The following is a 19,459-nucleotide window of genomic DNA, read 5'->3' as shown; positions in this document are numbered from 1 at the left end:
GACGACATATAAAGGTATCTTTATATCGTTATGAGGCAATGATGCGCGGCAATTACATCTTCACGTCGGAATCGGTTTCGGAAGGTCATCCGGACAAGGTCGCGGACCAGATCAGCGACACGATCGTCGATCTGTTCCTGTCGAAGGACCCGGAAGCGCGCATCGCCTGTGAAACGCTGACCACGACCAATCTCGTCGTGCTGGCCGGCGAAATCCGCTGCAAGGGCGTGTATGAGAACAACGCCTGGGCCGACGGCGCGCTCGCCGAGATCGAGGCGGCGGTCCGCGCGACGGTGAAGCGCATCGGCTACGAACAGTCGGGCTTCCACTGGAACGAGTTCACGTTCGAAAACAACCTGCACGGCCAGTCGGCGGAAATCGCAATGGGCGTCGACGAAGGCTCGAACAAGGACGAGGGCGCGGGCGACCAGGGCATCATGTTCGGGTACGCGACCGACGAAACGCCGGGCCTGATGCCAGCGACGCTCTACTACAGCCACAAGATCCTCGAAACGATGGCGGCCGACCGCCATTCGGGCAAGGCGCCGTTCCTGGAGCCGGACGCGAAGAGCCAGGTCACGCTGCAGTATGAAAACGGCGTGCCCGTCCGCGCGACCGCCCTGGTCGTTTCGACGCAGCACAAGGCGGGCTATTGCCTGCAGGGCCAGAACGCCGATCCGGCCAAGTATGAGGAACTGCGCGCCTATGTCACCGGCGTGCTGACCGACGTTCTGCCCGACGGCTTCGTCACCGACGACACCAAGGTGTACATCAACCCGACCGGCGCGTTCGAAATTGGCGGCCCGGACGGCGACGCAGGCCTCACCGGCCGCAAGATCATCGTCGACACCTACGGCGGCGCCGCGCCGCACGGCGGCGGTGCGTTCAGCGGCAAGGATCCCACCAAGGTCGACCGCTCGGCCGCCTATGTCGCGCGCTATCTCGCCAAGAACGTCGTCGCCGCCGGCCTCGCCAAGCGCTGCACGATCCAGCTGTCGTACGCGATCGGTATCGCCGAGCCGCTGTCGGTCTATGTCGACACCCACGGCACCGGCACGGTCGCCGAGGACAAGCTGGAAGCGGTGCTGCCGCAGCTCGTGCGCCTGACCCCCAAGGGCATCCGCCAGCATCTGAAGCTGAACGCGCCGATCTACGTCAAGTCGGCCGCTTACGGTCACTTCGGCCGCGAGCCGGAAGGCGATCTGTTCACCTGGGAAAAGACCGATCTGGTCGACGCGCTGAAGGCTGCCGTCGCCTGACGATCACGCATCCTACGGTTGCATGACAGCGCCCTTCCCCGTCTCGCGATGGGGGAGGGCGTTTCGGTTCGGGACCCGAGACGCCCTAGGTGTCAGCGGTAGGGATTGTTGAGTTCGGCGATCCAGCCGGCACGGGGCGTGACGCCGACGCCGCGCGGTTTGCGCGCCTCGTCGAGGTCGATCAGCTCGTTGAAGCTCAGTCCGGCGAGCCGATCGCTGACCCACCGCACCGTTGCGACCAGATCGGGCATCGAACCCATGTGCAGCATGACCGTCGCGCCGGTGGTGAGGTCGTTGTCGTGTTCGATACAGGCGCCATGGCGCGACAGGTTGCGGACGCGGCGTTCGCGCGATCGACCATCGGCGGTCATCACGATGGCGCGGACGATGACACTGTTGCGCTTTTCGCGCGTGGGTTCGGGTATCGGTTCCATGGCGTGCGCGGATCGATCTGACAGAGATTAGTCACCGGTTTGTAAACGACCCGATGTGGGGTGATTGCCCCTCAAATGGGGCTATTTCGGCGCTGTTTCGCGGTCCGGGACTAAGTGGTTGAGCGCGCTATCGATCGCGGCTTCCGCAACCCATCCCACCAGGCCCGCCACGATCGCTTCCGACAGCGGCGAGGGCGACCCAGCGGTATCCGCCGCATGCTTCGGGGCATGCGTTCGCTGCCGCATCGCCGTTCGGACCGCACTGGCGACGACATGCACCGCGAGCATCCGCGCCCCGCCACGAATCAGGTCAGGCCGGCGGGTAACCAGCCCGGCGGCGATCGTGCCGACCGATGCCGCCACCAACTGGGGCTGCTGCGCGACATCGCCCAGAAATGCCGGCAGACGTCGTGTGGTGTCGTTTGCCGGTACGATAGCGTGGCTCACCGATTGTCTCCCTGTGGCATTTCGCCACGAACCTGTGCGTGGGCGAGCAGTGCGAATATGCCGGCGCCGCCGAACAGATTGCCAAGCACGGCCGGCGCGATCAATCCGCCCAGCGTCTGCCACGCCCCGGTCTGACCGGCGAACCATAACAGAAACGCCTCCGCCGACCCGACGATCGAATGGCTGAAGCTGCCGATCGCAAGAACATAGGTGAAGATGCCGATGACCGTGACGCTCTGTTCCCGCGCATTGGGCAGCGCCCAGGCGAGGACGGCGATCAGGAAGCCGGCCGGCACCGCATTGACGAAGGTGCGCCCCGGCGACAGCTCGGTAATCCCCTGTGAGATGGTCAGTGCCGCATCGTGAATCGCCGCATTGCCCATGGCGCCGCTGGCGATTGCGAAGGCGGCGATGGCGGTCCCGCACAAATTGGCGGCGAGCACGATGCCCCACAGGCGCAGCGTTCGCCCCAGCGCCCAACGCGACGGCCGCGTGACCAGCGGGAGCATCGCGGTGATCGTGCTTTCGGTGAACAGCTGCATCCGGCCGAGGATGACGACGATGAACCCGACTGGATAGCCAAGCCCCACGACCAATTCGCGCCAGGGCATGGCAGGCAAGGCCGCATGTAACGCGGCCTCGGCGAGCAGCGACACGGTGATCGCAATGCCCGCCGCCAGCCCGGAAAAGAACAGCGACCGGATCGGGCGGCGCAGTTCCTCCTCACCCTCTTCACGAACGGTGCGGTGCAAGTCCTTGGCGTCGGCCGCCTTCAGATCGTCATCGCCGGAGGTGTCTGAAGGTGCGTCCATCGTGACGTGCAACGGTCGGTGATGGCGCTTGGCTCCCGCGTGTCAGGGCGATTGGGGCGTTTCCCTCTTCCCCCATCTGTTCTAGGGCGCGGCGCCATGAACGATCCCGCCACCATCCGCCGCCTGTACGGCCGCCGTCAGGGCCACAAATTGCGCGTCGGTCAGGCCGCGCTGGTCGAGGAGACGCTCGACGCGCTCAGCGTTCCCGAGACGGGGCCGATCGAGGGCAAGGCGCTGTTCGGCGACGACCGGCCGCTGGAGCTGGAGATCGGCTTCGGCGCGGGCGAACATCTGGCGGGGCAGGCGGCGATGCGGCCGGACACTGGCTTCATCGGCTGCGAACCGTTCCTGAACGGCGTGGTCGGCGCACTGGGTCATATCCGCGATGGCGGCCTCACCAACGTGCGGCTGCACATGGGCGATGCGCTCGACGTGGTGGAGCGACTGCCCGATGCCAGCCTGTCGCGCGTTTATCTGCTCCACCCCGATCCATGGCGTAAGGCGCGCCATGCCAAGCGTCGCATGGTCAACCATGGCCCGCTCGACGCCATCGCTGCCAAGCTGAAGCCGGGCGCCGAATTCCGGCTGGGCACTGACGATCCCACCTATTGCCGCTGGGCGATGATGGTGATGGACCAGCGCCGCGACTTCGAATGGCAGGCGCGCGAGCCAGCCGACTTCCTGGTCCGTCCCGACGACTGGCCCGAAACCCGCTACGAGCGCAAGGCGCGCCGGCAGGGTCACGAGGTGTGGTACTTCCGCTACATCCGACGGTAGGCGTCAGCGGCGGCGCTTCGTCTTTCCCTTTTGCGGTGGGGCGACCCAGGTCGGCACGGCGACGTAGACCACCGGCGTCACGCGGGCGATCGTCCTGACCGGGTCGACCGCGGGGTCGGCGGGGAACTGGTCGCGCGCGCGGGCGAAGAGGAAGCGGGCGCGCGCGGCGCCTGGCGCGGTCGCGCTGGTGCCGACCCAACGCCAATGCCACGGCTCCCACTTCACATTCTGACGATTGCCGCCCGGGAAGGATAGCTCGAACCCGAAGCGTGGCGCATTGGCGAGCAGCCAACGCGCGGCCGGGGTCGCTGCCATACATGCTTCGGCATCGGGACAGCCATTCGCCGGGCGGACCGCGAAATCGAGCGCATATCCCGTCGCGTGTTCGCTATGCCCGGGCGGGGCGACCGAAATCGCACGCGTGGCATCGGCGTTGACGGCGCTGTCGGGATGTTCGCGACAGAACACCGATGCCTGGCGCAGGATCGAACGATGGCAGGACAGGCCACGTAGCGTGCCCATCACCGCGGGATCGCCCTTTGCCGCTGCGAGCAGGCGTTCGAGATCGGGGATGACGTCGCGCCGCAACAGGCAGCCGTGCAGCCCGAAGCCGCGCGGCGCCTCGACCAAATCGTCCGGCGGCGCGTCGCCATAGGCCAGGTGACCATAGACGCGACCATCGTTCGCCATCGCCGCTGCGGCACCGGCACAGACCTGCGCACCGGCAGGCGAAGCCAAACACAGTAAAGCGAGAAGGGCGGGGAGGCGCATCGCGGCTGCCTCTGGCGCGAAGACCGATGGAGTGGCAAGGCGTTTCGCATGCATGGCGACCGCGTATTGTTCATCGACGGCGAGGCCCTGGTCATCGACAAGCCCGCCGGGCTGCCGGTGGACAAGCCCCGTGACGGCTCACTCAGTCTCGAGAACCATCTCGATTCGTTGAAGTTCGGCTTCCAGCGCTGGCCGCAGGCGGTGCATCGGCTGGACCGTGACACCAGCGGCTGTCTGCTGCTGTCGCGCAATCCGAAAGCGCATGCGCGTTTGCAGCAGGCGTTCGAGCGCGGCGAGGTCGAGAAGCGCTATCTCGCCATTCTGGCAGGTGTGCCGCGCGAATCGGCGGGCGAGATCGATCTGGCGCTCGCCAAGGTCAGCACGCGTGAAACGGGCTGGCGCATGGTCGCCGATCCGGCCGGCAAGGCTGCGCATACCGCATGGCGGACGCTCGCGGTGCGGGACGGGCGCGCCTTGGTCGAATTCCGGCCGACGACGGGGCGCACGCACCAGATCCGCGTCCACGCGGCAAGCGGTCTGGGTCTGCCGGTGGTCGGCGATCCGGTCTACGGCGCGGGCGAGACGGGCGGCATGATGCTGCACGCCGCCGCCCTGACCGTGCCGCGCGCCAATAAAGAGCCGGTGCGTGCCGAGGCGCCGCTGCCCGAGCGGTTCGGCGCCTGGCCGGATCTCGCCGAGGCCTGACGGTGCCCCCGTGCCGCTGATCCACGTCACCCGCGCCATCACGATCGACGAGCGCGAGGTGGAGGAAAGCTTCACCCGTGCGTCCGGTCCCGGCGGGCAGCACGTCAACACCACCGACAGCGCGGTGATGCTGCGCTTCGACGTGTGGGGATCGCCCAATCTGCCCGATCTGGTGAAGCAGCGTCTGTCCGTGCTCTCTGGATCGCGGCTCAGCAAGGATGGCGTGCTGACGCTGCGCGGCGACGGATCGCGGTCGCAGGAACTGAACCGGCGCGAGGTTCGCGAACGGCTCGTCGCGCTGATCCAGGAGGCGACTATCGTCCCCAAGAAGCGCCGCCCGACCAAGCCCAGCCGATCGGCCAAGGCGAAGCGCGTCGACGAGAAGAAGGGCCGCAGCACGGTGAAGGCGAACCGCGGTCGCGTGCGGCTGGATTGATGCGCGGCGCTTGCCTACATCGCGGGCCATGTACCAGTTCGATATCACCGCCGGCTCGAAGGCCGATCTGTACCGCGACCTGTTGGGGGCGCTCGACGCGCTGACCGTCGACGAACCCGACGCCATCGCCAACATGGCCAATGCCGCCGCGCTGGTGTGGCAGTATCTGCCCGACCTCAATTGGGCGGGCTTCTACCGCATGGTCGGGGGCGAGCTGGTGCTGGGGCCGTTCCAGGGCAAGGCGGCGTGTATCCGGATCCCGTTGGGTAAGGGCGTGTGCGGCACCGCTGCGGCGACGCGCGAGACGCAGCTGGTCGAGGATGTCCATGCCTTTCCCGGCCATATCGCCTGCGACGCGGCAAGCCGGTCCGAACTGGTCGTGCCGATCGTCCACGAGGGGCGGCTGATCGGCGTACTCGACCTCGACAGCCCCGAGCCCGCCCGCTTCGATGCGGAGGACGCGGCAGGGTGCGAGGCGCTGTGCGCGCGGCTGGCCGCGCGGATCGCCTGAACCGAATCGGGACAGGCCACCCAACAGCGCAGGGAACCCGCGCTCTGGCGACTCCGTTTGGCGCGTGATACGCCGCAAGGTGAATAACGTGTTAATATCCGGGGCGAAGGCATGCGCCTCGGCAACAGGGAGACGACGATGCGCAGCGTGCTGATCGCGACCGCAACTCTGGCGCTGACCGCTACCGGTGCGAGCGCGCAGGAGCGCGTGGTGATGCAGGGACCGGGGGCGAACTTCCCGGCACCGCGCGCCGGCATGGCACCGGCTCCGGCGATCCAGGGGCGTGGTGCGTGGCAGCCGGCGCCGTGGCAGCGCGGTGGCTATCCGGGGCAGCCCGGACCGGCGCCCGCGGTACGCCCAGTGCCTCCGCAGCCACAGCCGCAGTGGAACGGTCCGGCGGGTCAGCCGCCGCGGGTACAGCTTGGCCGGTCGCGCTGGGGCAGCAAGGTAGATGGCCGCTGGTGGGGCGGGGCGAACGCGCCCGGCGGCTGGCGGGCCTATCGCCGGCCGTATCGGGGCTATGCGCTGCCCAGCTATTGGGTGTCGCCCCGCTTCTACATCACCGACTGGCAGACCTATGGCCTGACACAGCCGACGGCGGGCTATAATTGGGTCCGTTATTACGACGATGCGGTGCTCGTCGACGGGCGCGGCGCGGTCTACGACACGCGGCCCGGCATCAATTGGGATGCCTATGACAGCGACTATTATGCCAGCGACGACCGCGTCTATGCGGATAGCGGCTACGATCCCCGTGGCTATGAGCACCGCGACAATGGCGTCGGTGGTGCCGTGGCGGGCGCCGTCGTCGGTGGTGTCGCGGGCAATCTGATCGCCGGGCGCGGCAATCGCCTGGGGGGCACGCTGATCGGCGCGGGCGTTGGGGCCGCAGCGGGCTATGCAATCGACAAGGCGGAGGACCGCGGCCGCCGCCATCGCCGCGACGATCGTGGCTATGCGATCCCGGTCGCGCCGGATTATCCGCCGCCCCCGCCGCCGCAGGCCTATGCCCCGCCGCCACCCCCGCCGCCCGCTTATGCCCCGCCCCCGCCGGTCGGTTATGTCGATAACGGTCGCGCATGGCGCTCGGCTGATGGTGTCACCACGGTGACGACCAGCGCGGGCGGCTCGGGTTATTACCAGGGCGGCTATTATTACCCCGGCGCGACGACCACGACGGTCGTGGTGCAGACCGCGCCCGTGGTCACCACGACCACGACGACGGAAACCTATGAAGACGCGGTAACCTACACCCGCCGCGCCAGGGCCGTGCGGCGTCCGATCGCGGCGCATACGAAGACCAAGCGTGTCTGGCGCCCGGCGCCGACCTGCGCCTGCCAGTAAGCGAAGGACGGCGCGATGCGGCGATCCGCATCGCGCCGGCTTTCTCTTAAAGGGTTACCCGATCCCCAGGTCCGCCGGTCCGAATGCGGCGGGCAGCAGTTCCGACAGACGGTAGGTCGCGATCGCGTCACCCTCGGCCGCGCCGCAGTGAACGAGCAGGTCGCGGCCGCCCAATTGTGCGGCTTCGTTGAGGACCTGGCGGCAGCGGCCGCACGGGCTGACGGGGGCGGTGCCCGTCGCACGGCCGTCGGCGTCCATCGCGCCGCCGATCACGCCCACCGCGACGACCTCGCGCAGTCGCCCGGCCGCGCTGGCCGTGGCGATCGCCACCGTCTCCGCGCAGAGCGACAGGCCGTAGCTCGCATTCTCGACATTCGCGCCGGTGACGAGGCTGCCGTCGGTCATCAGCAGCGCCGCGCCGACCGCAAAGCGCGAATACGGCGCATGGGCGCGGGTCGCCGCTTCGCGTGCAGCGGCGATCAGATCGGCGGGGGTGGTTTCGGTCATGGCGCGACTACGTCCCAATTCACGGGGCCTTCGATGCCGTCGATGCGGCGCACATCGCTCGCCCGCCACATCTGCCACGGGCGGGCCGGATAGGTGGGGGCGAAGAAGGTGCGCATCGCCCAGATCGGGCGCTCGATCGCGGTGGTGAGCTGATAGTTCGATTCGACGGGCTTGCTGACCCGCAGCATCACCGGCTTGGCGGTGTGCGTCTCGACCATATGAATGAACGTCTTCAGGTCGGCGATCAGCGCGTCGCGATCCGGCCGGGCGGTGCAATCGCCGCGGAAGCTGACATCGACCGCCATCGGCAACGCGTCGGCGGTGCGGGGCACGAAGGCGTTGACCGCGTTCGCCTGATCCTTCGCCGGCTGGCAGAGCGAATACAGATGGATCGCGCCACGGCGCAGCCCGGCATCGGGCAGCGCCGCCCAATTCGCCTCGAACCCCGGATCGCGGCGATCGGCGCCAGAGGTGGCGACGAGATAGGCGAAGTCGGCGCCGCGCGCACGCACCGTGCCCCATTCGATCGGTCCGGGGCGCTCGTCCAGATCGATGCCCTGCAACGGATATTGGCTGGTCTTGGGATGCCAGGCCGTCGCATAGCTCCACCCACCGATACCGATCGCACCGGCGACGACCATCGCCCCCACCGCTTTCAACATACCGTACGCCATCAGCCGCGCAGGTGCAGGACGGAGATCAATGTGAACAGGCGGCGTGCAGTATCGAAATCGACGTCGATCTTTCCCTCCAGCCGTTCGCGCAGCAACGTGGCGGCATCATTGTGGATGGCGCGGCGGGCCATGTCGACCGTCTCGATCTGCTGCGGCGTCGATGCCCGGATCGCCTGGTAATAGCTGTCGCAGATCGCGAAATAGTCCTTGATCGCGCGCCGGAAGCGGCCGAGCGCCAGCACCAGCGTCTCCAGATGCGTATCGTCGGCGCGATGGATGTGGATGCCGAGGCGACCCTCCGCCGATTCGATTTTGATCTTGTAGGGGCCGGCATAGCCGTCCGCGTGCTGGCGCTGGGGGGCGAAGTGATTGCCCTCCAACAGGTCGAAGATCGCGATCCGCCGTTCCTGCTCGACATCGGCCGAGCGCCAGCCGATGCTGTGCTCGTCCAGGGTGATGTCGATGATCCGCGGGTCGGCCATACGGTCCGATAGTCGGGTTGAGGCGATCCGACAAATCGTGTCGTCGCGCGAAATTTCGGGTAAGAGCGTCTCCCATGGCGACTCTAGCATTTCCGACCCCGGCGGCCCCCGCCGAACCCCTGCAGCTGCCCCGTAACGTCGAAGCCGAAGCCGCGATGCTGGGCGCGATGATGATCGACAACCGGCTGGCCGACGACCTGATCGACCGGCTGGAACCCGCGCATTTCTACGAACCCGTCCACGGCCGCATCTTCGCCGCGATCAAGACCTTGCGCGTCAACGACATGCTGGCGACCCCCGTCACGCTCAGGCCCATGTTCGAAGCGGACGAGGGGATGAAGGAGCTGGGCGGCCCGTCCTATCTCGCCAGCCTGACCGGATCGGGCGCAGGCCTGATCGGTGCGCGCCAGTTCGCGACGCAGATCTACGACCTCGCGATGCTGCGCGCGCTGGTGCAGGTTGGCCGGACGCTGGTGGAACGCGCGATGGACACGTCCGAGGAGGTCAATCCGCGCGCGCAGATCGAGCTGGCCGAGGAAGAGCTGTACAAGGTCGCGGGCGATGGCGGCGCGGAGAATGCCACCAAGACCTTCGCGCAGGCGACGACGATGGCGGTCAAGATGGCCGAGCGTGCGCTGAACAGCGGCGGCAACCTGTCGGGCGTCACCACGGGCCTCGATTCGGTCAACGCCAAGATCGGCGGCATGCACCATTCCGACCTTATGATCCTCGCCGGACGCCCCGGCATGGGCAAGACCTCGCTCGCCACCAACATTGCGTTCAACGCGGCGCGGCGCTGGATGCGCGACATGGAGGATGGCATCCCGCCCAGCGAATCGGTCGGTGCGAAGGTCGTGTTCTTCAGCCTGGAAATGAGCGCCGACCAGCTGGCGACGCGTATCCTGGCCGAACAGTCGCAGATCAGTTCCGAATCGCTGCGCATGGGCAAGATCAGCAAGGCCGAGTTCGGCCAGCTCGCCGCCGCCGCGGCCGAGCTCGAAAAGCTGCCGCTGTTCATCGACGATACCGGCGGCCTGTCGATCAGCGCGCTACACACGCGCGTGCGGCGCCTGCAACGGCGGCACAACAACCAGATCGGCCTGGTCGTGGTCGACTATCTCCAGCTGCTGACCAGCGGCGGCAAGGGCGGCAAGGAAAACCGCGTGCAGGAAATCTCCGAGATTTCGCGTGGGCTCAAGACGCTAGCCAAGGACATGAACGTACCGGTGCTGGCACTGTCGCAGCTGAGCCGCGCGGTCGAAAGCCGCGAGGACAAGCGGCCGATGCTGTCCGACCTTCGCGAATCGGGGTCGATCGAGCAGGACGCCGACATGGTGTGGTTCGTGTTCCGCGAGGATTATTACACCGCGCAGCGCGAGCCCAAGCGCCCCATGGAAGGCGACGAAGCCAAGGTGTTCGAAGATCACGCCAAATGGGCGAGCGACATGGAGCGAGTCTATGGCCTGGCCGAGATGATCGTTGCCAAGCAGCGTCACGGTGCGACCGGCAAGGTGGTGCTGAAGTTCGATCCGACGATCACGAAGTTCAGCGATTACGCGGGGTACTGAGGCAAGCTCCTCATTTCTTCGTCACCCCGGACTTGGTCCGGGGTCCACCGGGCCGCGAGGGGATGACAAGAGGCTATAGCCGTCCCCCTCGCCGCGGAGTGGACCCCGGACCAAGTCCGGGGTGACGGGAGGGGTGGGGCGGGTGGTTCGCCAACTCCGCCGGCAAAATAAACCATGCCCAAGCCATGGCCACGCGCATCGCGTTCAGCCTAGAGCGAGGTAGCCGGTGCGACAGCGCCGGTGACGCATACCCCGTAGGGACACGACATGAGACGAACGATCGCGGCGGCTGCCATGGCGGCCACCATCCTGTCTGCACTGCCCGCGGCGGCGCAGGTGGCGCCCCCGACCGTACAGCCCACGATCCAGCAGGTGCCGGTGCCCGCCAGTGCCGCGGCGCCGGTGGTGCTGCCGCAGATCAGCGAAGCGCAGGCGACGCAGCTGGCGGCGCTGCTGCCCGCCGACACGATCGCCCAGGGGCTGAGCCTGAACCCGCGTCCCGAGGACCCGGCGGCGCGCGAGCAGCTGGTACGTGATGCGCTGGATCATGCGCGCGCCGTGCATTCGGGGCGGCTCGCCGAAGAGGATTTCCAGCGCGACTGGGGCCTGCGGCCACCGGCCTATGACCCGCTGCCGGGATTCGCCGAAGCCGTGCGCACCGACCGAATCGCAGCGTGGATCGCATCGCTACCACCACCTTATGCCGGCTATGACGGGCTGAAGGCGGGCCTCGTCCGCTATCGCGCCATCGTCGCGGCCGGCGGCTGGCCGACGCTGGCGGCGGGCCAGGACCTGACACTGGGGTCGAGCGGTGCGCGCGTGATTGCGCTGCGCCAGCGCCTGGCGGTCGAGGACAAGGACGTCTCGACCAGCGGCAACACCTTCGACGCGGCGTTGCTGGAGGCGGTTCGCCGGGCGCAGCGCCGCTATGGCCTCAATCCCACTGGCACCGTCGCCGGGCAGACGCTGGCGGCACTCAACGTGCCTGCGATCGCGCGCGTACGCCAGATCATGGCGAATATGGAACGCTGGCGCTGGTTGCCGCAGGAGCTGCCCAAGGATCGCGTGCAGGTGAATATCGCCGCCGCGGTGATGACGGTGTTCGACGGCGATGCCCCCGTGCTGTCGATGCGAGCGGTGACGGGGCGGCCGGGCGACGAGACGCCGATGCTGTCGTCGATGATCCACAGCGTGGTCATCAATCCGCCGTGGAATGTGCCGACGTCGATCGCGACCAAAGAGCTGTGGCCGAAGGAAAAGAAGAGCCCCGGTTATCTGAAGCGCAACGGCTTCAAGGTGATCGACGGCACCAGGCTGCAGCAGCAGGCGGGCGACCAGAGCGCGCTCGGCCGCTTCAAGTTCGACTTCGACAACAATTTCTCGGTCTATCTGCACGACACGCCGTCGCGGGCGAAGTTCGCGAGCTTCAGCCGGCTCGCCAGCCATGGCTGCGTGCGGCTGGAAAAGCCGGAGCAGCTCGCCGACCTGCTGCTGAAGGGCGATCCGACCTGGACGCCCGAGGCGATCGCCGCGCAGGTCCAGAAGGGCGAGACGGTCCGCGCGCGGCTGCCCAAGCCGGTGGCCGTATACCTGCTCTATTGGACTGCCTTTGCCAGCGGCAACGGGCAGATGAACTTCCGGGACGATCCCTATGGCTGGGATGCGGCACTCGCCGCGAAGATCGAGGCGCGCTCGGCGCGCGCCGTTCTGGCCAGCCGCTGACGAGGAACGACGCAGATGACACGACGCACGATTCGGACGACGACGCTGCTGGCGACGGCAGGACTGCTGGTGCTGGCCGGCTGCTCGCGCCCCGAGCCGGAGCAGCCGGCTGGGGAAGACAATGTGGTCGAGACCATGCCGACCGCGGATGCGACGCCCGAGGCGTTGCCCTCCGCTGAGCCGGTCGCCACGCCGACGCCGATCGCCAATGTCGCGGACGTGCCGCCCGAAAAGCCGGTCGCGCCCGATGCGCAGATGATCGAGGATGCCGACGCGACGGGCATGACGGCGCGCGTCTCGCGCGACGATGCGCCGGCCGCCGCGGGCAACGACGCGGCGCCGCAATAAGCGACGGTCGCGCCATGACGCGGATGCCGAACCGGCGCGCGCTTCATCGCTGGGGCGTGGCGCTGGCCCTGACGGGACTCGTCGGCGGCAGCGTGCCGGCGCTGGCGGCGCCGCGTCCGGTGTCCGAGATCGTGATGGACGCGCGCGACGGCAGCATCCTGTATGCGGAAAATGCCGGGATCGTCCGGCGGCCGGCATCGCTGACCAAGATGATGACGCTGTTGCTGACGTTCGATGCGATCGACGACGGCAAGCTCGATCCGAGCGGTTCGATCCGCATCTCGCGCTATGCCGCCAGCCAGCGACCCTCGCGCGTCGGGTTCAAGCCGGGCGCGCGCATGGGGGTGGAGGACGCGATTCGCGCGGTTGCTGTGCTCTCCGCCAACGATGTCGCGGTGGCGCTGGCAGAGGCGGTGGGCGGCACAGAGGATCGGTTCGCGCGGATGATGACCGAACGCGCCCGGGCGCTGGGCATGACGGACACATCCTTCACCAACGCGACCGGCCTGCCCGGCGCGAACCTCAGCACCGCCGAAGACATGGCGAAACTGTCGCTGGCGCTGCTGCGCGAACATCCCAAACGCTATGCGGTGTTTTCGACGCGCTCGTTCAGCTGGGCCGGGCGGCGCGTGCAGAATCACAACCATCTGCTCGGCGCGTTCGAGGGCGCGGACGGGATCAAGACGGGCTATACCGCCGAGGCCGGATTCGCGTTGGCCGCATCGGCGAAGCGCGCCGGCCGTCGGCTGATCGCAGTGGTGATCGGCGAACGATCGATCCAGGCGCGCGACCGGCGGGTCGAGCGGTTGCTCGACCAGGGGTTTGCGGAGATCGCCGACGCGCGCAAGGGCGGCGCGAAGGGCTGATCGCCGGCCGTCCGGTCAGCGCCGGACGGCACGCCCCCCGAAGGTCGGCACGCTCTCGCTGCCGTCCGTCGCCAGCGCGGAGACGGCGAAGAAGGTGTCGTCGACCGGCACCTGCGTGATCGTCGTCTGATCCCCCTGCACGTCGCGCGCGGTGCTCCAGTCCTGCGTGTCGTTCGCGCGCCAGCGGACACGATAGCCCGCGGCGCCCGGCACCGGCGTCCAGCTGACCTTCGTGTCGCGCGACAAGTCGCCCGACAGCGTCACGGCGGCCGGTGCAGCGGGAGCGGCGGCGAGGCGGGCGATCGTCGCGGCGTTGATCGCGGTCACCTTGGCCAGATAGGCGAAGTCCATCCGGTCGATCGTGTCGCCATAGGTCACGCCGGCTTCGGTGCGCAGGTCCTGATGCTGCGCGTCCCAATTCTCCGCGCCGACCGAGAAGCGGACCGCGGGATAGCCGCGCTTCAGGAACGGTTCGTGGTCGCCACCGCGGCCGAAGCGATCGGGGCGGCGGTCGATCACCACGTCGAGGCCGCCGGGGATGCGGCGGGCGATGCCGTCGATCACCTTGGCGAGCGCGCGGCTGGGGCCGTCATCCTCGCCGCCATCGCCACGGCGGCGCATCTGGCCGGGCAGGTCCTCGGCGGCGCGAATGCCTTCGGAAAAGACGCGGACGCGGCCGGCGTCCTTCACGCCGCCCTGGCCGATCGAATTGCCGACGATATCGTTGTTGAGCATCGCGCTGACCTGCCATCCGCGCTGCTGCGCGGTGTCGGCGAGCAGTTCGGCGCCCCACAGCCCCTGTTCCTCGGCCGAGAAGGCGACGTAGATGATCGTCGCGTCGAATTGCCGCTTCGACAGCAGGCGCGCGGTTTCCAGCACCAGCGCAACGCCCGAGGCATCGTCGTTGGCGCCGGGGGCGTCGCGTGTCGCGTCCATCACGTCGGTAACGCGGCTGTCGATATGGCCGCCGACGATGATGACGCGATTGGGATCGCGGCCGGGCTGAATGCCCAGCACATCCTCGACCACGACGCCATTGGGTGCGCGCGGACCGGTGAAACGGCGGCTGATCCGCTCGACCCGGATGCAGCCGCCGCAATTCTTGCCGATCGCGGTCAGCTGCGCCGCCATCCAGTTGCGTGCGGCGCCGATGCCGCGCTTGGGGTCGGTGGTGGATGACAGCGTGTGGCGCGTGCCGAAGCCGACCAGCGCGGTCACGTCGCCGCGCAGGCGGGTGGCGCTGGGCATCGGCGGTGCGGGGGGCGGTGCGGGGGGCGTGGCGGCCGCAGCGGCGGCGGCGAGGAGCGGCACGAGGATCATGGCCGATGGTTTGGACCGCCGCGCGGGTCGGCTCAAGAGGGAAGGCGCGGATTTATCCGGCACACCAGCGGCTTGGCCGGTGCGCCGTCCGAATCGTCAGTGGTGCAGGTGCGAGGGGGCGTCGCCGCGCTGGCTGATCATGTCGATCACGCCGCTGAGATGCGCGGCGGCGATGCCTTCGCCGAGTTCGTCGAGCGTCTGCAACGCCTGGATCAAGAGCGCCAGCGTGTCGATGTATCGCGCCACAGGTATCATGCTGGTCTCCAAGATGTCCTATTTTATGCTATTCAAAAGCAAATTTCCATTGTTTTTTCATTGGGTTCAGCTGAGGCGATCGATCGCCTCGCGGGTCAGTGAGCCGGGGATGATCATGACCGGTACGGGCAGGGCGCCTGCGTCGGTGCCGGTGAAATGTGCGACGAGCTTGCCCGGTGCGCCGCCGGCCGCCGCGCCCAGCACCAGCGCGGCGATATCGGGGTTGGCGGCGATGATTTCGCGGATGATCCGCGGGCCGTCGCCCTGGCGGACGGTGATCGCCGGCTTCAGGCCGGATTCGGCGACCAGCGTGCCCGCGGCTGCCGTGACGAGTCCTTCGGCGTGTTGCAGCGCCTCGTCCTCGATCGTCGCCTGCACGCCGCCGAAGGCGATGAACTCCTGCGGCGGGATCAGCGTGAGAATTTCGACGCCGCCGCCGGTCTTCACGGCGCGGCGCGCGGCAAAGCGCAGCGCGATCTCCGCCTCCGGGCTATCGTCGATCACGACCAGGTAGATCCGCATGGCTGCTCCCCTTTTCCGTTACGTGCCGCGTGGATGAAGCGCGCGCAAGGGTTGACCCCCCGGCTTTGCGGCGCGAAGGAGCAATCCGCTCCCCAGGCAAGAGGACCTGCATGTCGATCGAGATCAAGATGCCCGCGCTGTCGCCGACGATGGAGGAGGGTACGCTGGCCAAATGGCTCGTCAAGGAAGGCGACACCGTCAAGAGCGGTGACATCATGGCCGAGATCGAGACGGACAAGGCGACGATGGAATTCGAGGCGGTCGACGAAGGCACGATCGCCAAGATCCTGATCGCCGAAGGCACCGACGGCGTGAAGGTCGGCGCGGTGATCGCGATCCTGGCCGAAGAAGGCGAAGACGCCGCCTCCGTATCCGCCCCGACGAAGAGCGAGACGCCGCAGCCGGCCGCCAAGGAATCGGAGGCCAAGCCCAACCCCGCCGATCCCAACAAGACCGGCAGCGAGGCGAAGCCCGTCGAACGCACCGTTACGCAGGCGGAGGATCATGGCCGTCCCGCCGATGCCGGCGCGTCCGACAAGGGCGGTCGCGTCAAGGCGAGCCCGCTCGCGCGCCGTATCGCCGCGGACAAGGGCATCGACCTGTCCGGCCTGAGCGGTTCCGGGCCGAACGGCCGCATCGTGAAGGCGGACGTCGAGGGCGCCAAGCCCGGCGCTGCGCCTGCCGCCGCAAAGGCCGACGCCGCCCCCACCGCCGCCGCTCCGGTGCCGGCCGCTGCGCCCAAGCCCGCCACCGTGCCGGATATCCCGCACGAGGCGACCAAGCTCAGCAACATGCGCAAGACGATTGCGCGCCGCCTGACCGAATCGAAGCAGACGGTGCCGCATATCTACCTGACGGTGGATATCCAGCTCGATGCGCTGCTGAAGCTGCGCGGCGAGCTGAACGCCAGCCTGGAAAGCCGCGGCGTCAAGCTGTCGGTCAACGACATGCTGGTGAAGGCGCTGGCCCAGGCGCTGATCGCGGTGCCCAAGTGCAACGTGATGTTCACGCCCGATCAGCTGATCAGCTTCAAGCGCGCCGACATTTCGGTCGCGGTGTCGACGCCGTCGGGCCTGATCACGCCGATCGTCGTCGGCGCGGACACCAAGAGCCTGTCGGCGATCTCCACGGAAGTGAAGGACCTCGCCGCGCGCGCCAAGGACAACAAGCTGAAGCCCGAGGAATTCCAGGGCGGCACCGCGTCGATCAGCAACATGGGCATGTTCGGCATCAAGCAGTTCGAAGCGGTCATCAACCCGCCGCAGGGCATGATCATGGCGATCGGCGCGGGCGAGAAGCGCCCGTATATCGTCAACGGCGAACTGGCGGTTGCGACCGTCATGTCGGCGACCGGCAGCTTCGATCACCGTGCGATTGACGGGGCCGATGGCGCCGAGCTGATGAAGGTGTTCAAGGATCTGGTCGAGCGTCCGCTCGGCATGCTCGCCTGACCGGGAAACGCCTGCGATGACGCGTCTGGCTTTCCTGTCCCGCCTGCCGATCTCGCGCGCGGCGATGGAGGTGATCTCCATCGTGGCGGGCCTGATCGCGGCCGTGGCGATGACCTGGGCCGCCGCCTGGTCCTATCCGCTGGGCCGTGAGGTGATCTGGTGGTGCGGGGCCGCCGCGATGGTCGCGACGGTGCTGATGGGCATCGGCCCGCTGCGCCGTGCCCGCGCCGCCGATCGGGCGAGCGCATGAGCGGCCTGCCGGACGGATCGCCGACGATCCGCGTCACCGCAATGCCTGCCGACGCCAATCCCTATGGCGACATCTTCGGTGGCTGGCTGATGGGACAGATGGACTTGGCCGCAGGCTCTGTCGCCTCGCGCCATGCCGGCGGCCGGGCGGTGACGATCGCCTGCGACGCGATGAAGTTCCACGCACCGGTGCTCGTCGGCGACGAGGTGTCGGTCTATGCCCGCCTCGTCGCGGTCGGCAACACGTCGATGACGATCGAGGTCGAGGCCTGGCGCCGCGCCCGGCACGCCAACGACGCGTGCAAGGTGACGCAGGCCCGCTTCGTCTTCGTCGCCACCGACACCAACCGCCAGCCCCGGCGCGTCGCGCCGTTGCCGGCCTGATACTCTGATCTCTTCTCTCTCCAAACTCCTTTCCCCAGGGAACGACCATGGCTGACACCTACGATCTCATCGTCCTCGGCTCCGGCCCCGGCGGCTATGTCTCGGCGATCCGTGCCAGCCAACTCGGCATGAAGGTCGCGATCGTCGAGCGTGAGCGGCTCGGCGGCATCTGCCTCAACTGGGGCTGCATCCCGACCAAGGCGCTGCTGCGCACGTCGGAGGTCTATCATTACATGACCCACGCCGATGCCTATGGGCTGAAGGCGGACAATGTCGGCTTCGACCTTGGCAAGATCGTCGATCGCAGCCGCAAGGTGGCGGGGCAGCTCAATGCCGGCGTCAAAGGCCTGATGAAGAAGAACAAGGTCACGGTGGTCGAGGGCTTCGGCACGCTGACCGGCAAGGGCAAGCTGTCGGTCAAACAGGGCGACAAGACCGTCGAGCTGGAAGCCAAGCACATCATGGTCGCCACCGGCGCCCGCGCGCGCGACTTGCCGTTCGCCAAGGCCGACGGCAAGCGCATCTGGACGTACCGCCATGCGATGGTGCCCGACGTGATGCCGACCAAGCTGCTGGTCATCGGATCGGGCGCGATCGGCGTCGAGTTCGCCAGCTTCTACAACGACATGGGCGCCGACGTGACGATCGTCGAAATGCTCGACCGCATCCTGCCGGTCGAGGATGCCGAAGTCAGCGAATTCATGACCAAGGCGCTGACCAAGCAGGGGATCAAGATCCTCACCAAGTCGGGCCTCGAAAAGCTGGAGCCGGGCGCGAACGGCGTCACCGCTGCGATCAAGGGCGCGGACGGCAAGGTCACCAGCACTGAATTCAGCCATGCGATCGTCGCGATCGGTATCGTGCCGAACACCGAGAATATCGGGCTGGAGGCGCTGGGCGTCGAGACGGAGCGCGGTCACATCAAGGTCGACGGCTACGGCCGCACCAACGTCGAGGGCATCTACGCGATCGGCGACGTCACCGGCGCGCCCTGGCTGGCGCACAAGGCGAGCCACGAAGGCATCGTCTGCGTCGAGAAGATCGCCGGCCAGAACCCGCATCCGTTCGAGACGTGGAACATCCCCGGCTGCACCTACAGCCGCCCGCAGGTCGCCAGCGTCGGCCTGACCGAGGCGAAGGCCAAGGATGCGGGCCATGACGTGAAGGTCGGCAAGTTCCCCTTCATCGGCAACGGCAAGGCGATCGCGCTGGGCGAGGCGGAAGGCTTCATCAAGACGGTGTTCGACGCCAAGACCGGCGAGCTGCTGGGTGCGCACATGGTCGGCGCGGAAGTGACCGAGCTGATCCAGGGCTATGTCATCGCGCGCCAGCTGGAAACGACCGAGCACGAACTGATGGAAACGGTGTTCGCGCACCCCACGCTGAGCGAAATGATGCACGAAAGCACGCTCAGCGCCTACGGCCGCGCGCTGCACTTCTAGGGCGGTAAGACGCCGAGATTTCCCGTCATTGCGAGCGCACGCGAAGCAATCCAGAGACCCCATGACTGCCGGAGCCTTGGAGGCTCGAATCTGAGATGCTGATGATGGATTTGTCAGCAGCGGAGACGAGTCATGACGGAGGCAGTGAAATACGTTGGTCTGGACGTTCATAA

The 19,459-nt window shown here is 67.7% G+C and carries 24 protein-coding genes; 14 read left to right on the top strand and 10 right to left on the bottom strand.

The features are described 5' to 3' along the window. The first annotated feature begins 41 nt into the window (after positions 1-41). A complete protein-coding gene (gene metK, locus ACP690_RS15780) occupies positions 42-1,259 on the top strand; it encodes a methionine adenosyltransferase (protein WP_063689693.1) in 1,218 nt (405 codons plus the stop codon). A 92-nt stretch (positions 1,260-1,351) separates the two neighbouring features. Here metK and ACP690_RS15775 read toward each other — a convergent pair whose 3' ends face one another. The 3 genes from ACP690_RS15775 to ACP690_RS15765 form a co-directional block, all read right to left on the bottom strand. Then, positions 1,352-1,693 carry a PilZ domain-containing protein gene (locus ACP690_RS15775; RefSeq protein WP_017979631.1) on the bottom strand — a complete coding sequence of 114 codons (342 nt, stop codon included), beginning with the start codon at positions 1,691-1,693 and terminating at the stop codon, positions 1,352-1,354. Positions 1,694-1,774: 81 nt separating this feature from the next. After that, a complete protein-coding gene (locus ACP690_RS15770) occupies positions 1,775-2,140 on the bottom strand; it encodes a hypothetical protein (RefSeq protein WP_426255240.1) in 366 nt (121 codons plus the stop codon). After that, entirely contained in the window at positions 2,137-2,952 is an 816-nt protein-coding gene (locus tag ACP690_RS15765) for a formate/nitrite transporter family protein (protein WP_426261608.1), read from the bottom strand. Before ACP690_RS15765 ends, ACP690_RS15770 begins: the two co-directional genes overlap by 4 nt. A 96-nt stretch (positions 2,953-3,048) precedes the next feature. On the opposite strand from ACP690_RS15765, the gene trmB reads away from it, so the two are divergent. Next, positions 3,049-3,729 (top strand): tRNA (guanine(46)-N(7))-methyltransferase TrmB, encoded by a 681-nt coding sequence (gene trmB, locus ACP690_RS15760; protein ID WP_426255242.1) that lies wholly within the window; start codon positions 3,049-3,051, stop codon positions 3,727-3,729. Between the two features lie 3 nt (positions 3,730-3,732). On the opposite strand, the gene ACP690_RS15755 is transcribed toward trmB, so the two are convergent. Next, a complete protein-coding gene (locus ACP690_RS15755) occupies positions 3,733-4,500 on the bottom strand; it encodes a M15 family metallopeptidase (protein WP_426261607.1) in 768 nt (255 codons plus the stop codon). Positions 4,501-4,548: 48 nt separating this feature from the next. Between ACP690_RS15755 and ACP690_RS15750 the strand changes: the two genes are divergently transcribed. From ACP690_RS15750 to ACP690_RS15735, 4 genes are all read left to right on the top strand, one after another. Further along, positions 4,549-5,205 (top strand): RluA family pseudouridine synthase, encoded by a 657-nt coding sequence (locus tag ACP690_RS15750; protein ID WP_063685876.1) that lies wholly within the window; start codon positions 4,549-4,551, stop codon positions 5,203-5,205. A 10-nt stretch (positions 5,206-5,215) separates the two neighbouring features. Next, positions 5,216-5,641 (top strand): alternative ribosome rescue aminoacyl-tRNA hydrolase ArfB, encoded by a 426-nt coding sequence (gene arfB, locus ACP690_RS15745; RefSeq protein ID WP_426261606.1) that lies wholly within the window; start codon positions 5,216-5,218, stop codon positions 5,639-5,641. Positions 5,642-5,669: 28 nt separating this feature from the next. After that, positions 5,670-6,152, top strand: a complete 483-nt coding sequence (locus tag ACP690_RS15740) for a GAF domain-containing protein (RefSeq protein ID WP_426261605.1) — start codon at positions 5,670-5,672, stop codon at positions 6,150-6,152. A gap of 111 nt (positions 6,153-6,263) precedes the next feature. Then, positions 6,264-7,496, top strand: coding sequence for an RcnB family protein (locus tag ACP690_RS15735; protein ID WP_426261604.1), 1,233 nt, complete (start codon positions 6,264-6,266; stop codon positions 7,494-7,496). Positions 7,497-7,550: 54 nt separating this feature from the next. Here ACP690_RS15735 and ACP690_RS15730 read toward each other — a convergent pair whose 3' ends face one another. The 3 genes from ACP690_RS15730 to ACP690_RS15720 are packed head-to-tail and all read right to left on the bottom strand — an operon-like array spanning position 7,551 to position 9,159. Next, entirely contained in the window at positions 7,551-8,003 is a 453-nt protein-coding gene (locus tag ACP690_RS15730) for a cytidine deaminase (protein WP_063685871.1), read from the bottom strand. Beyond that, entirely contained in the window at positions 8,000-8,665 is a 666-nt protein-coding gene (locus tag ACP690_RS15725) for a GH25 family lysozyme (RefSeq protein ID WP_426289878.1), read from the bottom strand. The genes ACP690_RS15730 and ACP690_RS15725 overlap by 4 nt, the downstream gene beginning before the upstream one ends. Before the next feature lie 11 nt (positions 8,666-8,676). Then, positions 8,677-9,159 (bottom strand): UPF0262 family protein, encoded by a 483-nt coding sequence (locus ACP690_RS15720; protein WP_017979620.1) that lies wholly within the window; start codon positions 9,157-9,159, stop codon positions 8,677-8,679. A 74-nt stretch (positions 9,160-9,233) separates the two neighbouring features. Here ACP690_RS15720 and ACP690_RS15715 point away from each other — a divergent pair, with 74 nt between their 5' ends. The 4 genes from ACP690_RS15715 (at position 9,234) to ACP690_RS15700 (ending at position 13,663) form a co-directional block, all read left to right on the top strand. Beyond that, positions 9,234-10,727, top strand: a complete 1,494-nt coding sequence (locus ACP690_RS15715; protein WP_017979619.1) for a replicative DNA helicase — start codon at positions 9,234-9,236, stop codon at positions 10,725-10,727. A 267-nt stretch (positions 10,728-10,994) separates the two neighbouring features. Next, positions 10,995-12,449 carry a L,D-transpeptidase family protein gene (locus ACP690_RS15710; RefSeq protein ID WP_426261602.1) on the top strand — a complete coding sequence of 485 codons (1,455 nt, stop codon included), beginning with the start codon at positions 10,995-10,997 and terminating at the stop codon, positions 12,447-12,449. A 15-nt stretch (positions 12,450-12,464) separates the two neighbouring features. Next, positions 12,465-12,797, top strand: coding sequence for a hypothetical protein (locus ACP690_RS15705; protein WP_426261601.1), 333 nt, complete (start codon positions 12,465-12,467; stop codon positions 12,795-12,797). Between the two features lie 14 nt (positions 12,798-12,811). Further along, entirely contained in the window at positions 12,812-13,663 is an 852-nt protein-coding gene (locus ACP690_RS15700) for a D-alanyl-D-alanine carboxypeptidase family protein (protein ID WP_244055987.1), read from the top strand. Positions 13,664-13,678: 15 nt separating this feature from the next. Here ACP690_RS15700 and ACP690_RS15695 read toward each other — a convergent pair whose 3' ends face one another. The 3 genes from ACP690_RS15695 to ACP690_RS15685 form a co-directional block, all read right to left on the bottom strand. Continuing rightward, positions 13,679-14,983, bottom strand: coding sequence for a M28 family metallopeptidase (locus tag ACP690_RS15695; RefSeq protein WP_426261600.1), 1,305 nt, complete (start codon positions 14,981-14,983; stop codon positions 13,679-13,681). A 96-nt stretch (positions 14,984-15,079) separates the two neighbouring features. Further along, a complete protein-coding gene (locus ACP690_RS15690) occupies positions 15,080-15,229 on the bottom strand; it encodes a hypothetical protein (protein WP_426261633.1) in 150 nt (49 codons plus the stop codon). A gap of 75 nt (positions 15,230-15,304) precedes the next feature. After that, positions 15,305-15,760, bottom strand: coding sequence for a universal stress protein (locus ACP690_RS15685; RefSeq protein WP_426261599.1), 456 nt, complete (start codon positions 15,758-15,760; stop codon positions 15,305-15,307). Positions 15,761-15,870: 110 nt separating this feature from the next. Here ACP690_RS15685 and ACP690_RS15680 point away from each other — a divergent pair, with 110 nt between their 5' ends. The 4 genes from ACP690_RS15680 to lpdA are packed head-to-tail and all read left to right on the top strand — an operon-like array spanning position 15,871 to position 19,286. Beyond that, positions 15,871-17,211: a pyruvate dehydrogenase complex dihydrolipoamide acetyltransferase gene (locus ACP690_RS15680; protein WP_426261598.1), complete on the top strand. Its 1,341-nt coding sequence runs from the start codon at positions 15,871-15,873 to the stop codon at positions 17,209-17,211. Between the two features lie 16 nt (positions 17,212-17,227). After that, positions 17,228-17,461, top strand: coding sequence for a hypothetical protein (locus ACP690_RS15675; RefSeq protein WP_426261597.1), 234 nt, complete (start codon positions 17,228-17,230; stop codon positions 17,459-17,461). Continuing rightward, positions 17,458-17,844 carry an acyl-CoA thioesterase gene (locus ACP690_RS15670; protein WP_063685853.1) on the top strand — a complete coding sequence of 129 codons (387 nt, stop codon included), beginning with the start codon at positions 17,458-17,460 and terminating at the stop codon, positions 17,842-17,844. Before ACP690_RS15675 ends, ACP690_RS15670 begins: the two co-directional genes overlap by 4 nt. Before the next feature lie 47 nt (positions 17,845-17,891). Then, positions 17,892-19,286 carry a dihydrolipoyl dehydrogenase gene (gene lpdA / locus ACP690_RS15665; RefSeq protein WP_426261596.1) on the top strand — a complete coding sequence of 465 codons (1,395 nt, stop codon included), beginning with the start codon at positions 17,892-17,894 and terminating at the stop codon, positions 19,284-19,286. Positions 19,287-19,459 lie beyond the last annotated feature (173 nt).

Source organism: Sphingomonas sp. DC4900 (assembly GCF_049896485.1).
GTDB lineage: Bacteria > Pseudomonadota > Alphaproteobacteria > Sphingomonadales > Sphingomonadaceae > Sphingomonas > Sphingomonas aquatilis.
Note: the sequence above shows the minus strand (reverse complement) of the source record. Positions and strands in the feature narration are given on the sequence as shown.